Genomic DNA, 13,886 nt, shown 5'->3' with positions numbered 1-13,886 from the left:
CCGTGAACAAGTTTCTTGCGTTGCTGGCTATTGTTTTTTCCCTCAGCCTGCAAGGCTGCATGACGTATTCCCATCACGAGTTGACGCCTGCAGGGCAGTGGCCGCTTGCTGCGGCCAAGCAGGAAAAGCCTGCCGTCTACCTCAAAGTGCTTGCCGAGTATGCTCATAACGACAATGCGATGAACACAAATACCAATATCGCAGGTCTGGAAAAGCTGTTGCTTCAGGAGTTCAAGGACAGCCAGCGTTTTTCCGGGGTTACAACCGAGCAGCAATCATCCGATGTGTACGTCACCGCGACGCTGCGCAATCATGAGGAAGGCAATCTGGCAGGCGCTTTTCTGACAGGTTTTACCCTTTTCCTGATCCCCAATACTTTTGATAACACCTTGTCGCTTGATCTGACCTTCCGTGACAAGGACGGCAAGAAGCTGGGCCAGGTGCGTAAACAAGAGAAATTGACGACCTGGGTTCAGTTGCTCCTGATCTTTGCGGTTCCTTTCAATGAGTCCACGGACATGCTGGTCAAGCAACTGGCACGTAGCGCTCTTGAAGAAGCCGCTGCCAAGGGCCTGATCTGACCGATCGATGCCGTGCCGAAGCATTTCGGCACGGCAACGTTCACCCCGCCTGCTTCTGCCTGTTCTCTTCTTTCTTCGCCTGTTCCGGCGATGTCGTCGCCTTCAGCAGTGTCTGGATGGCCTGGCTGTAAGCCTGTCTGCCCAGCCGCATGCTGTTGTTGTGAGTGCCGCCAGGCACCAGCAACAGGTTTTTCGGCTCCTGTGCCGCCTCGAACAACTCCTCGCTGAAACGTGCCGGTACATAGCGGTCGTCGGTGCCGTGTACGATCAGCACCGGCATGTGAATGTCTGCGATCTTGTCCAGCGAGTCGAACTTCTGGGAAAGCAGCCAGCGTACCGGCAGTGATGTATTGGCGATGGCAGCGGCCACGTCGGCCAGATTGGTGAAGGTGGATTCGATGATCAGTCCGCGAGCCTGGGTCGGTGTGTCGTCTTCTTTGGCGTCACGCCCCAGTTCGGCGGCCAGGTCCACTGCCACGGCACCGCCCAAGGAATGGCCGTAGATCAGCCGGCGTTGTGGGTCTGGCTGCAATTGCTTGAGGCGATCCCAGGCAATCCGTGCGTCTTCATAGACGGTGTCTTCAGACGGCAGTTGGCCCATGCTCTGGCCAAAGCCCCGGTAGTCGATGGCCAGAATCGAGAAGCCCAGTGCCCGCAATTGTTCGATGCGGAACAACTGGCCGGTGAGGTTCCAGCGTGAGCCATGCAGGTACAGAATCGCCGGAGCATCCTTGCGCGTTGCAGGCCACCACCAGGCGTGGATGTTCTGCGATGTGCCAAAGGATGGCGTATTGAGCTCCAGTTCCTGCACATCGGCAGGTAGGCCGCTGTACCAGCTGGCATTGCCGGGCTCGATGCGAAAGACCAGTTCGCGCTCCTTGTGTTCCAGTACCGCACAGCCGACGGGCAAGCCGATGATGAGGGCTGCCATGCATGCCCAGGTAAATCGGCGGGCCCTGAGACGGGCAAGAGAAAATATCGGCATGAGAGCGACGTCCGATCAACAAAAGTGAAATAAATGCCGGTTCTGCCGCCACCTTGCAAGGTGGTGTGGGGAAAATCGGTTACAGAATATTGCTTCGCCAGAGAGCCGACAGTCTTTGTAGTGGCGTCCGGCAAGACTTTATGTCTTGATTCTGTCATACGGCGGTGCGGAATCTGTCGGGTCGCATAGAGTCCTATCGCTTGTCATTCACATTCTCCGAGAGGTTACCGCTCAATGTTCCATCACCGTCCCATGGAAGAGAAAGACATCCCTATCGTGTGTGAGCTGCCTCAGAATGCCGACGAGTTGTTTTACATGTTTCCCCGGGCGGTCTATCCATTGACAGCGCCTCAGCTCAAGGAAGCCATGGAGAATCGTTTTGACTCCACCGTCATCGAGATGAATGGCGAGGTGGTCGGTTTTGCCAATTTTTCCCGTTCGGACTTTCGGGGCCGCTGCTCGCTGGGCAATGTGATCATTGCTCCCAAGGCCCGTGCCAAGGGGGTAGGGCGTTACATGATCAATTGCATGATGAATATCGCGTTCGACAAGCACGAAGCCACCGAGCTGACGGCCTCATGCTTCAACCACAACGTTCCGGGCCTGCTGTTTTATCCGCGCATGGGTTTTCGACCCTTTGCCATTGAAGAGCGCAGAGACAAGCATGGGGCCCGTGTGGCCCTGATCCATTTGCGTTTGCCCAGAACGCCGGATTAATACTCTGTGCGGGTTCTTCAAGGGGGCGTAGAACCCGCACATTGTTTTTCGTCGGTTCATGAACCGTCTGTCAGTCTTTTCAGTGGATCAATAAGTTGTTTTTCTGGCAGGCGTGAGCATAAAAGCGCTGAAGTGCTGTAGTGAAACGTTTTTTCTGCCAATTATCCTGAATAATTCCAGTGAGGTGCTATATTAGTGGGCAGGTGGAGAAATTTGCCTGGCAGGAAGGAGAGGCGTATAAACAGGTTTATATGCAGTAGGTGTGCGTAATTAGTTGGCGGGCAATGGAATGTCTCGCTTGGGCGGTAAACTAAAAAAGCATTGGAAAACTGCTGAAACCTGCAGCGCTTGATAATAAGGAGATGGCAAATGATCGCTTGTGGACTGTCTACGCTGGAATTGCGAAATATCATTGAAGTTGCTTTTTTACCGTTGAGTTGTACCTGTACGGTGGTACCGGGCCTTTCGCCCGCAAGGACCACCCTGTCGGTGCAGATCATTGATCCATCTACCGGGCGTGTAGAGCTTTCGGTAACCGGAATTTCTCTCGAAAGGCTCAAGACCAGCCGTGATATTTCCGATCTGGTCGCTGAGCTGCGCGATGAGCATGCTCACCACGCACAGCTTCAACCTCACTATCACATAGCCTGAGTCGCCTCAGGCGCCCTCGGGACGCGCTATTCACAACGCCCCGGTCATCAATGGCCGGGGCGTTTTAGTGTGTGCGATTATTGAGTATTTTCGTATTTCACGCGCACTTGCTTGCACAAGGTCAATTTGCTGGCGTTGGTCTTTTGCGGATTTTCAGCCATGCGATCTAAAAATAAAACAGCATGAATTGCCGGGAAAATGGTCATGATGGGCAGTTTATCAGGGTGTCAAAAAAATATTTTCATAATTATCATGTGCTTATGAAATTGGTATCATTTTGTAAAGGGGTGTCGCGGTTTATTTGACACATTGCCGGTTCTTTGCAAATATCCATTCAACCCTTTCTCTTCTATCCGGTTTCGGCTGGATATGTCCCTGGTTTCTTGAGTGTTCGATCCCTGTCCATTTAACGGGCTGGCGGTAGCTTTATGTTCAGTTTTATTGAATATGAAATTATTTATGCTGAGCCAAGGGTTTTTTGAATCTCGCTTCTGTATCTACGTCGTGATGCGCGACTCATAAATACAATAACAAGCGTTCTTTGCTCGGGGTCTTTTTCTTGAGCGTTGTGCCCTGCGTATAACTTCCAGAACTTCTGGACTGCACCAACGTATTTATATGACGATGGAGCCTCATCATGTTTGAAGAACAGTTGGAAACAGCATGTGGATGTGTTGTAGGAGGCGCCGGGCTCGCGGGCATGGGCTTTTTATTCAACGCGTTGAAAAGTGGTACGTTGGCCGATATTGCGCGCAATGGCCTGATCGTGGTCGATGCCAGCGACAATCCCGGAACGGGAATGTTGGGGCAGTACCGCATCACGGCCAACTCGGTTGGGGATGTCTTCATTGATTGCCTGCGTGACCCTGCATTGAGTGAGGTGTTCAAGCCTCTGGAGTCTTCACCGGCCTACTGGCGTATCAGAGGCCAGGCCCAGAGTGCCCCGCAGTTGTCAGATGTCGGCCAGTTGATGGCTGAGGCATCCAGTCTGCTGCTAAACCATATCGTTCGTCATTACGGGGCGAAGATCTGGCGTTGCACGACCATTACCGAGGTGATTTGTGCAGAAGACGGGTTCTGCCTCAAGGTGGAAACCGAAGGTTGCATGCGCCTGATCCATTGCAGAACCCTGGTGCTCAACCTGGGTGGTCGTCAGGACCCCCGGCATCTGGTTCGCGGTCTGGCCGAGGATGGGCTGGTGTTGTCGACGTCCATGAATATCCAGAGCTCTGACCAGCTCCTGCGCATGAACGCCATTCAACTGCGTGAAGTCTTCGCGCCGGCTTTGGCCAGTGGCAGGCGAATAACCGTAGTTGGAGGTTCCCACAGTGCTTTTTCGGTCCTGGAGAACCTGGCCGATGCTCTGGAGTTCGCCGGTTTGCAGGAAGTGACCCTGATCCACCGCACGCGCATTCGCCTGTTCTATGAAAGTGCCGAGCAGGCCGTGGCGGCCGGTTATGCGTTTGATCCGCAATCCGATATCTGTCCGATATCGGGCCGTATCAACCGCTCCGGAGGCTTGCGCTACAGAGCGCTGGATATCGGCTGCGAAGCGCTCAGGAACGGACGGATCGGCAAGACGGGCGTTCGCGTGCAATTGCTGCAGACCAGCGGCGGGCCTGACGGGCACTATGAAAAGGCGGAGCAGGCATTGGCCGAGTCTGGGGTTGTGGTCCAGTGCACGGGTTATCAGCCACGCTTGCCATCCCTGACTGACCCGGACGGTCGTGCCTTGCGCCTGTCTGAGACCAAGGGCGGGCTGGATTCCGATGCATCGGGCTGTCCGCTGGATCAGTTCGGCCGTCGCCTGAAGGGGCTGCATCTGTTCGGCATAGGCGCTGGCCTGAAGGCTGACCCGCAACTGGGCAGCGAACCTTCTTTCGATGGGCGTATCTATGGCGTCTGGCAGTTTCACCACGATGCCAGCCGGGCGGTGATCGATGCCGTACTGGCGAGGTTGCAGGACAAGACCTTGTCCCTCGAACCTCCCCGTCAAAGCCATGTGTTGCAACTGGAAGAGCGCGCTCCCGTGCGGGCGTCCCAGACGTCGCTTGTTCTGAACTTTCAGGGCTGAGTCGTGCCTGCACTCTAGATGCTAGGCTCATGATTCAGTCGCTTTTCAGGAGATGTCATCCATGCCAGTCAAACATGATCTATTCGCGGATTTGCAACTGACCCGGGAAGAGGTCGTACAGCGCAGCAAGGGCGATGCGAAGTTGCAGCAACTGCTCGCGGACTACGACGATACAGACACTCGGGTGATCGATGCCGAAAAGGGACTGGCGGGCGGGATTGCTGACGATGAACTCAAGAAGCTCAAGGAAAGACGTCTGCTGGTGAAGGACAGAATCGTGCAGTGCCTTCTCAAGTAAGAGCGCTCAAACCATGACCGTTGCAAACGGCCCGGCCTCTGCCGGGCTGTTTGCCTGAGCCTCAACCCAGGCCGGGCGAGGTTCCTGACGAGGTGCCCGGCAAGGGGGTGCCAAGGCCGTCATGCCGGTCCGACAAAGACGACCCGCCGGGAGTGGGGCCAGTGTCTGTCGACGAAAACCGCTCATGGCCATTTTGCTGTGCGGGTGTATTGATCAGCTTGTCGCGGGCCTGACCGATCAACTGCTTTTCACGCTCACTGGCGGGCAAGGCCGCGCCGATGATCGCCCCCACTGCAAGACCTATGGCGGCGACGGTCATGGGCTGCTCGCGCAGCAGGGTGCTGGCGCTGGATTGCATCCTGAGGCGTTTTTCCTGAAGTGTGTCGACTGTGCCGTGGCTTGAGGAGGACGAGAATTTCTCCCCGATACTGTCAGTCACCTGGCCACCCTTGTCTTTCATGCGGGCGGCGGTCTCCTGAATCCGGGCCTTGGCGCTGCTCAGGCTGTCGCCCACGCTTCCCGCGATGTCGCTGACCTTCCTGCCAGCATTATCGATCGCCGAAGGGCCGGGTGAGGGCGTGCGGCTGCCCAGCATCAACCAGAGTATGCTCACCGATGCCAGCACGGCAGGCACCGGGTTGGCCTTGACGTTATTGCCCAGATTACCCGCAAACTCGCCGCCGTTTTCCCGAACGTAGGCCAGGGCCTGATCGACCCATTGGCCGGGGGATATCTTTTTTTCGAGGGCATCGACGATATTGCCGATATTGGAACGTTGCTCATCGATTTCCTGCTCCAGGGTTTCCGGACTCTTTTTCGATTGCGCTTCAAAGTTTTCCGGGGTGTCGAAGCTGCTGTCTATGCTCATGAGACTTTCCTCTGGATGGCGTCCTTGTCTTTCTGCAAGGTGCTGGCGGTACGTTCAGGTGCAAGGTTGGAGGGTTCGAGCTTCTTGTTGCCGGCCATGATCATCAGATAACCCACAATCATCACGACCACGGCAACAATCAAGGCGGCCAGCCATGAGGCCATGAAGTGGGTCAGCACATAGACCACTGCCTGCAGCAAGACGATAAAACCGCCCAGAATCATGATTGCACCGATGCCGATGGACATGAGTGCTTGCCTGGAGGTCTGGACCGATTCCCTGATTTCAGCCTTGGCCAGCGCTATTTCCTTGTTGATCAGCGCGGGAACCTCATGCGCCAGTTGCCGGATCAGGCCCAGTACCGAGGTATCGTTTTCGGACCCTTCCGGAAGATCGGTTGGCGTCTTCATCACACACCTCCTTTTGACAGGTCATTCCCGGTTGAGCCTGTACGGGAGAGGTCATCGACAGGATCATCGTTGAACTCGGTGGCGGCAGGGCTATCGGGAATGCCCATTCCGGGCCTGGCGCTGTGCAGGACATCGTCGGAGTGCGGGTGAGTGGCGACTATCTCTTCTGCGGTAAGTGTCGACGGGCTGATGGGGTCGTAAGCTGTGTCGCTGGCCGAAGAGGTGCTATCTGTTGCGGGTAACGATGCCTTGAGTAACCGTGAAAGCCCCAGGCCCAGGGCAACACTGCCGCCGATGAACAGCATCGGATTATCACGGGCCAGCTTTCCTGCATCCTGTAACAATTCATCGGTATTTTTGCCCCGCAGCTTTTCTGCCAGACCATTGAGACCCCGGGCGATATCCGAGACGTACCGGGACAGGCCCAAGGTGTCGTTGTCCGAGATCTGTCTTGCGGCTGACTGGGCATCGTTTGCGAGGTTGTCGATCTGATCCGCTGCGGTATCGCGATACTGATCGAATGTTGCGTTGTCTTGCTCCTTCGTGTGGTTCAGAGGATTCAGCGTGTCGTCATGCAACCCCGACAAAGGCTCCTGGCCTGTCGGTCTGCTGCTGATGGAGGGGTCATTGATGGTTGCCATTGTCATTCACCGTTCGTGTCGTCAGGTAAAAGAGAATGCGCGGCTCACTACGTACAACGGGCTGGCATTGATCTGCTTGCTTGAGGTGGACTTACGGGGTTGAAGCGATGTTCCGGGTGAATGACAAGTGGTCAGGGCCGGGAGTGGCGGGGCTTGAAGGCGGGGGAGAAAAAACGGCGCCCCTTGAGGCGCCGTATGGCCGATCTGCCGATTGGACGGCAGATCAGCTGAATAGAGGAGGGTGTCGCGGGAATTATTGTGGGTCTTGGTTTGGAGCCAGTTCTGCCTGGATGCGCTTGTAGATCTCTTCACGATGCACGGAGACATTTTTCGGTGCATTGATACCTAGCCGGACTTGCAGTCCTTGAACGCCAAGAATCGTCACGGTGATTTCGTCACCGATGTTTATGCTTTCGCCTACTTTGCGAGTGAGTATCAACATAATCTTTTCCTTGATGGCCTCTTGAAACGCCTCTCTCAAGAGGCTGGCGTTTGCCTTTGCGTGGTGATTGTTGCCGAGTACATCCAAATGCATCCATCGTATGACGTTGCAGCGTTGAAATTAATTCCCTCGGGTCATTTTCTTGTCATCGAGATTTGCATCAACGATACGACGAGTACGCCAATTCTGCCCGTTTTGGCACGAAAATGCCCGTAATTACTGGTGGAAAGTAAAAAGTAACGTGAGCCGCAGCGTACCTCGCCATTACCGCCAGCTTTCAGGAGGGCGTTGAGAGGGTCAACTCCCTGACATATGTAAGCGTAGGCATTACTTTGAAACATTGCCCGAGCTTTCTGATATTTCAAAGTGAAAGCGTGTAGTTGAGCGTAGGAAATAGGATTTCAGGCTGAATCCGAGAGCGTTTTACAGCGCCGTGCAGGTGCGCGCAGTGCGCCAGAGCCTTGTTTTCGAGGGGCTCGCTCAACTAGGGGGGTCGTATAAAGGACTGGTCCTGGACGGCATGTAAGACAACGATGCCAGGGAAGGGAAACAGTCTTCGCGGACATCTAGTGCCCGCGAAGACTTCATTGCATCGGACGTCGTTAAACGACCATCGACAGCAACAGGACAAAGATCAGGCCGACCACCGAGAGGATGGTTTCCATGACGGTCCAGGTCTTGAAAGTTTCTGCCACGGTCATGTTGAAGTACTGCTTGACCAGCCAGAAGCCGGCATCGTTTACATGGGACAGGATCAACGAACCCGCACCGGTAGCCAATACCAGCAGTTCACGGTTGACGCCCGGAATCAGGCCCACTACTGGAGCAACGATACCTGCGCCGGTAATGGTTGCCACGGTGGCGGAACCGGTCGCGATACGAATGACCGCAGCCACCAGCCAGGCCAGAAGGAGCGGGTTGACCTGCGCCTGCACCGCCATGTTACCGATGACATCACCCACGCCACTGGCCACCAGCATCTGTTTGAAACCACCACCCGCGCCGACAATCAGAACGATGGCCGCGACAGGTGCCAGGCTCTGGTCCAACAGCTTCATGATCTTGGTGCGGTCAAAGCCACGTGCCGAACCGAAGGTGTAGAACGCCAGCAACAGGGCTGCGAGCAGGGCGCTGATCGGGTGACCGATCAGGTCCATCCAGATGCGGAACATGTTTTCCGGCGGGAATACCACGTCGGCAAATGTCTTGAGCAGCATCAGGAAGACCGGCAGCAGGATCGTCACCAGGGTGATGCCGAAGCCAGGCAGGTTTTGCGTGCTCGACTCCTTGGCGATCTGATCCATCAGCTCCTGGGAAGGCGTGCCGGGAATGTACCTGGAAATCCATTTGCCATAGATCGGGCCAGCAATGACGGCAGTCGGCAGAGCGATGATCAGGCCATAAAAAATGGTCTTGCCGATGTCGGCACCGAAAATCCCGATGGCCAGCAGCGGGCCCGGATGCGGTGGTACCAGACCGTGAACGGCCGACAGGCCTGCCAGCAGCGGGATACCGATCTTGACGATCGATACGCCAGTGCGACGTGCCACGATGAACACCAGCGGGATCAACAGTACAAAGCCGATCTCGAAGAACAGCGGGATACCGACCAGGAACGCGGACAGCATCATCGCCCAATGCACTTTCTGCTTGCCGAAGGTGCGAATCAGTGTTTGCGCGATCTGATCCGCGCCGCCCGAGTCAGCCATCAGCTTGCCGAGCATGGTGCCCAGGCCAAGAATGATGCCGACGAAGCCCAGTACGCCACCGAAACCGTCCTGGAACGATTTCATGACCTTTTCCACCGGCATCCCGGAGGTCAGGCCCAGGAAGCCCGCTGCAATGGTCAGTGCAACGAAGGGGTGGACTTTGAATTTGGTAATCAGCAGCACAAGGCCGACGACGGTTACCAGCGCATCGATCAGCAGGTACGTCTCATGGGTCATACCGAACATGGGAGGTCTCTCCGGTTGTCTTTGTTTTTAGGAGCCATTCAATGGCGTGATCGTAGAGCGATCTCGCCCTGCAACTCGACGCTGTCCCGTTTTCAAGACAGCGCTGTCTTTCGCACTCACGCCTTTAGCCGCCTCGCGAGTCTTCCCACCATGCCGCCGCTTGCTTGCCAATGGCGTCCACCGACTGAGTCGCATCGACGACCAGAGTCCTGGGTTCACCATGGGGTGGCTCGAGTGCCGCAAACTGGCTGTCCACCAGACTGGCCGGCATGAAGTGCCCCGGTCGATGGGCACAGCGGTCGGTTGCGACTTCCTTGCTCAACTCCAGAAAGACAAAGCCCAGACCCGGTACGGCTTCGCGCAGGCGTTCGCGGTAGCGAAGCTTGAGGGAAGAGCAGGTCAGGACCGGACGCTCGCCGTTTTCCAGGGCCGCAGCCATTTCCTCGCCCAGGCGTGTCAGCCAGCCGGCGCGGTCTTCATCGTTGAGGGGGATGCCGGCGCTCATCTTTTCGATGTTGGCGGCAGGGTGAAAGACATCGCCTTCGATCAGGCGACCACCACTGTTGAGGGCAATTTCTGCGCCGACCACACTCTTGCCGCAGCCGGAAACACCCATCACCACGATGGCGGAAATAGCAGTTTTCGCAGTTGTCACATTAGATACCTCATCTGGAGACAGCGCTGTCTTTGTCCGGTAGACAGAAGATTCAGTCGGGTCTGTTCCAGTTCTTGTCGTTGTTTTAGGTGTAGCCATGCCATTGCAGGCTGTTCTGCGCAGTGATCAGCCGCGAGAAAGCATTGTCACGGTCCATGAGACAGCGCTACCTTAGGGGGCAATGAACACTTTTTGCAACCCCTATGTTAGTTGGCAATAAATGACACGCATTGGTTCCCGCTCGACAGGCCGTCCGACCCTCAACGAAGTAGCGCAACTTGCTGGTGTATCGCCTATCACGGCATCACGTGCATTGCGTGGTGTTGCCACTGTCGCGCCGGAGCTGGTGGACAAGGTTCGCACGGCGGCGCAGAACCTTGGCTATGTCGCCAATCCCGCAGCCCGAGCCCTGGCTTCATCCTTCAGCCAGACGGTCGTAGTGCTGGTGCCGTCGCTCTCCAACCAGTTGTTCATCGAAACCCTGGAAGCCATTCAGGGCGTGCTGCGTACCCGCGGGCTGGAAGTGATGATCGGCAACTATCACTACTCCCCCGACGAAGAAGAAAAACTGCTGCGCAACCATCTGGTCAATCGCCCCAGAGGCATCCTGCTGACCGGTTTCGACCACACACCGGCGGCGCGCCAGATGTTGGAGTCCAGCGGCATTCCCTGTGTACACATGATGGAACTGGATGCCGAGCGCGAGGCTTACTGTGTCGGCTTTTCCCAGGAAGACGCCGGAGCCCAGGCAGCGCGTCATCTGCTGGGGCGTGGTCGCAAGCGTCTTGTGTATATGGCGGCTCAGCTCGACCCACGGGTATTGCGCCGTGGTGCGGGTTTTCGGCAGGTGCTGGAAGAGGCCGGACTGTTCGACCCCGAGCTGCAAGTCTCGACTCCGCAACCGTCTTCCATCGGCCTGGGCAGCGAGTTGTTTGCTCAGTTGCTGGATCGGCATCCCGATGTGGACGGGATCTTTTTCTGCAACGACGACCTGGCACAAGGCGCGTCCCTGGAAGCCTTGCGTCGTGGCATTGCGATTCCGCAGCAGGTCTCCCTGGTGGGGTTCAACGATCTGCCAGGCTCGGCCCACATGGTCCCGCGCCTGACCTCGATCCGCACCCCCCGCCAGGAAGTCGGCCAGCGTGCCGCACAGTTGTTGCTGGGCCTGCTTGAAGGGCTGGCCCAGCCACCTCATGTGGATCTGGGCTTTGAGCTGGTGGTACGCGAAAGCTCCTGACGACCCCGGTAGGAGCGAATTCATTCGCGAAAAAATACCCTTCGCGAATAAATTCACTCCTACTTTTTGAACTCCAACCGAAACGCATGCAGCAACGGCTCGGTATAGCCGCTGGGTTGTTCGGTGCCTTTGAGCACCAGCGCACAGGCGGCCTGGAAGGCGACGGATTTCTTGAAGTCAGTCGCCATGGGGCGATAGTGCGAATCTCCGGCATTCTGCTTGTCGACCACTCTGGCCATCTGCTCCAGAATGCCGAGCACGAACTCTCGCTTGATGACCCCATGCTGCAGCCAGTTGGCCATGTGCTGGCTTGAGATGCGCAGCGTTGCCCGATCCTCCATCAGGCCGACGTTGTGGATGTCCGGCACCTTGGAGCAACCGACGCCCTGTTCGACCCAGCGCACCACATAACCGAGCAGGCCTTGAGCATTGTTTTCGACTTCTGAGCGGATCTGGTCCAGAGACCAGTCAGGCTTGTCGACAACCGGGATGCTCAACAGGTCATCCAGCAGTTGTTCGCTGATATCGGCCAGTTTTATCTGTTGCAGCTCTTTCTGAATCTTGCGCACCTCGACCTTGTGATAGTGCAGCGCATGCAAGGTCGCAGCGGTCGGCGATGGCACCCAGGCGGTAGTGGCGCCCGCCTGTGGATGGATGATTTTCTGCTCCAGCATATCGGCCATGCGATCAGGCATTGCCCACATGCCCTTGCCGATCTGCGCCCGTCCGCGCAGGCCGCAGTTCAGACCGACCAGCACATTGTTACGCTCGTAGGCCTTGATCCAGGGCGTGTTTTTCATGTCGCCCTTGCGCAGCACCGGGCCAGCCTGCATGGCGCTGTGGATCTCGTCGCCGGTGCGATCCAGAAAGCCGGTGTTGATAAACGCAACCCGCGCCGAGGCGGCTTCGATGCAGGCCTTGAGGTTGACGCTGGTGCGGCGCTCTTCGTCCATGATGCCCATTTTCAGGGTGTGTCGCGGCAGCTTGAGCAGGTCCTCGATGCGGCTGAACAGATGATCGGCGAATGCCACTTCCTGGGGGCCGTGCATCTTGGGTTTGACGATGTAGATACTGCCTGCCCGTGAATTGCCGCGGCGCTTGAGGTCATGCAGACCGATCAGGCTGGTTATCACGCCGTCGAGAATGCCTTCGGGAATCTCATGTTCCTGACGATCCAGAATGGCCGGGTTGGTCATCAGGTGGCCGACGTTGCGGATCAACAACAGCGAGCGGCCCGGCAGCTTCAGCTCACCACCGTTGGCCGCCTGGTAGGCGCGATCGGCATTGAGGCGGCGGGTGATGGTCTTGCCGCCTTTTACCAGCTCTTCGCTCAGGTCGCCTTTCATCAGGCCCAGCCAGTTGCGATAGACCGACACCTTGTCGTCGGCATCCACGGCCGTCACCGAGTCTTCGCAGTCGATGATGGTCGACAGTGCTGACTCGATCAGCAGGTCCTTGATACCGGCCACATCATTGCTGCCAATGGCGTGCTTGTGATCGATCTGTATTTCAACATGCAGGCCATTGTTCTTCAGCAGCACGGCAGTGGGATGCTGAGGGTCGCCCTGATAGCCGAGGTATTTTTCCGGCTGTTGCAGGCCGGTTTCGCTGTCATCGGCCAGCCGGATCACCAGCTTGCCATCGTTGACTGCGTAATGCCGGGCATCGATATGCGTGCCACGGGCGAGGGGCGCGATTTCGTCCAGCAGTTCGCGGGCAAAGACAATGACTTTGGCGCCGCGCAGCGGGTTGTAACCGGCGCTGATTTCAGCACCTTCGCTGGTGGGAATCACATCGGTGCCGTACAGCGCGTCATACAGCGAACCCCAGCGTGCATTGGCCGCATTCAAAGCGTAGCGGGCGTTGCTGGCGGGCACCACCAGTTGCGGGCCGGACTGATCGCTGATCTCCAGGTCTACATTGGACGTGGTCGCGCAGACCTGCTCCGGTATCGGATGCAGATAACCGATGGATTGCAGAAAGCTGCGGTAGGCCGGCATATCGCTGATCGGGCCGGGATGTGCCTTGTGCCATTTATCCAGTTCGCCTTGCAGACGATCACGCTCGGCCAGCAGGTCGCGGTTCAGCGGAGCCAGGTCATGAACCAGCTCATCGAATCCCTCCCAGAACGCTTCACGATCAAGCCCGGTACCTGGAAGTACCTCTTCATCGATGAAACGTTGCAGAGTGACCGCCACTTTCAAGCGTTGGCATTTAATGAAATCAGTCATGGTCAGGCCTCATCCCTGGTGGTTTTGTTGAAAACAGGGGCAGGTAGGAGCGGATTTATCCGCGAGACGTCATTGAAGACGATATATCTCGGACGGATGTACAGTTTTTCGCGAATGAATTCGCTCCTACGGAAACTTCAC

At 56.7% G+C, this 13,886-nt stretch carries 14 protein-coding genes; 6 read left to right on the top strand and 8 right to left on the bottom strand.

The features are described 5' to 3' along the window. The first annotated feature begins 2 nt into the window (after positions 1-2). Positions 3-581 (top strand): hypothetical protein, encoded by a 579-nt coding sequence (locus K5D32_RS16905; RefSeq protein ID WP_311775788.1) that lies wholly within the window; start codon positions 3-5, stop codon positions 579-581. Between the two features lie 40 nt (positions 582-621). Here the strand turns inward: K5D32_RS16905 and K5D32_RS16900 are convergent, their stop codons facing one another. Continuing rightward, complete coding sequence (locus K5D32_RS16900) at positions 622-1,566, bottom strand: alpha/beta hydrolase (protein ID WP_221601157.1); 945 nt, start codon at positions 1,564-1,566, stop codon at positions 622-624. A 234-nt stretch (positions 1,567-1,800) separates the two neighbouring features. Between K5D32_RS16900 and K5D32_RS16895 the strand changes: the two genes are divergently transcribed. The 4 genes from K5D32_RS16895 (at position 1,801) to K5D32_RS16880 (ending at position 5,306) form a co-directional block, all read left to right on the top strand. Continuing rightward, positions 1,801-2,283, top strand: a complete 483-nt coding sequence (locus tag K5D32_RS16895; protein WP_025260793.1) for a GNAT family N-acetyltransferase — start codon at positions 1,801-1,803, stop codon at positions 2,281-2,283. A gap of 369 nt (positions 2,284-2,652) precedes the next feature. Then, positions 2,653-2,934: a DUF1652 domain-containing protein gene (locus tag K5D32_RS16890; protein ID WP_025260792.1), complete on the top strand. Its 282-nt coding sequence runs from the start codon at positions 2,653-2,655 to the stop codon at positions 2,932-2,934. Positions 2,935-3,571: 637 nt separating this feature from the next. Beyond that, the gene (locus tag K5D32_RS16885) at positions 3,572-5,008 is read left to right on the top strand and encodes a lysine N(6)-hydroxylase/L-ornithine N(5)-oxygenase family protein (RefSeq protein ID WP_260407427.1); all 1,437 of its coding nucleotides are present in this window, start codon (positions 3,572-3,574) and stop codon (positions 5,006-5,008) included. Positions 5,009-5,069: 61 nt separating this feature from the next. Beyond that, complete coding sequence (locus K5D32_RS16880) at positions 5,070-5,306, top strand: DUF465 domain-containing protein (protein WP_221560724.1); 237 nt, start codon at positions 5,070-5,072, stop codon at positions 5,304-5,306. A gap of 61 nt (positions 5,307-5,367) precedes the next feature. Here K5D32_RS16880 and K5D32_RS16875 read toward each other — a convergent pair whose 3' ends face one another. The 6 genes from K5D32_RS16875 to K5D32_RS16850 all read right to left on the bottom strand — a co-directional run bounded on the left by K5D32_RS16875 (position 5,368) and on the right by K5D32_RS16850 (position 10,238). Then, on the bottom strand, positions 5,368-6,174 hold the full coding sequence (locus K5D32_RS16875) for a DUF3618 domain-containing protein (RefSeq protein ID WP_221560725.1): 807 nt from the start codon (positions 6,172-6,174) through the stop codon (positions 5,368-5,370). Next, positions 6,171-6,584 (bottom strand): phage holin family protein, encoded by a 414-nt coding sequence (locus tag K5D32_RS16870; RefSeq protein ID WP_221560726.1) that lies wholly within the window; start codon positions 6,582-6,584, stop codon positions 6,171-6,173. The genes K5D32_RS16875 and K5D32_RS16870 overlap by 4 nt, the downstream gene beginning before the upstream one ends. Next, the gene (locus K5D32_RS16865) at positions 6,584-7,225 is read right to left on the bottom strand and encodes a hypothetical protein (protein WP_221601156.1); all 642 of its coding nucleotides are present in this window, start codon (positions 7,223-7,225) and stop codon (positions 6,584-6,586) included. The genes K5D32_RS16870 and K5D32_RS16865 overlap by 1 nt, the downstream gene beginning before the upstream one ends. Positions 7,226-7,478: 253 nt before the next feature. Then, positions 7,479-7,667 (bottom strand): carbon storage regulator CsrA, encoded by a 189-nt coding sequence (gene csrA / locus K5D32_RS16860; RefSeq protein WP_002554157.1) that lies wholly within the window; start codon positions 7,665-7,667, stop codon positions 7,479-7,481. Positions 7,668-8,269: 602 nt separating this feature from the next. After that, the gene (locus tag K5D32_RS16855) at positions 8,270-9,622 is read right to left on the bottom strand and encodes a GntP family permease (RefSeq protein ID WP_198727514.1); all 1,353 of its coding nucleotides are present in this window, start codon (positions 9,620-9,622) and stop codon (positions 8,270-8,272) included. A 124-nt stretch (positions 9,623-9,746) separates the two neighbouring features. After that, a complete protein-coding gene (locus tag K5D32_RS16850) occupies positions 9,747-10,238 on the bottom strand; it encodes a gluconokinase (protein ID WP_025260785.1) in 492 nt (163 codons plus the stop codon). A 259-nt stretch (positions 10,239-10,497) separates the two neighbouring features. Here K5D32_RS16850 and K5D32_RS16845 point away from each other — a divergent pair, with 259 nt between their 5' ends. After that, positions 10,498-11,514 (top strand): LacI family DNA-binding transcriptional regulator, encoded by a 1,017-nt coding sequence (locus K5D32_RS16845; protein WP_221560728.1) that lies wholly within the window; start codon positions 10,498-10,500, stop codon positions 11,512-11,514. A 59-nt stretch (positions 11,515-11,573) separates the two neighbouring features. Here K5D32_RS16845 and K5D32_RS16840 read toward each other — a convergent pair whose 3' ends face one another. Next, the gene (locus tag K5D32_RS16840) at positions 11,574-13,745 is read right to left on the bottom strand and encodes a malate synthase G (RefSeq protein WP_221601155.1); all 2,172 of its coding nucleotides are present in this window, start codon (positions 13,743-13,745) and stop codon (positions 11,574-11,576) included. Positions 13,746-13,886 lie beyond the last annotated feature (141 nt).

Origin of the sequence: Pseudomonas cichorii, assembly GCF_019719005.1 — a bacterium.
Classification (GTDB): domain Bacteria; phylum Pseudomonadota; class Gammaproteobacteria; order Pseudomonadales; family Pseudomonadaceae; genus Aquipseudomonas; species Aquipseudomonas cichorii_E.
Note: the sequence above shows the minus strand (reverse complement) of the source record. Positions and strands in the feature narration are given on the sequence as shown.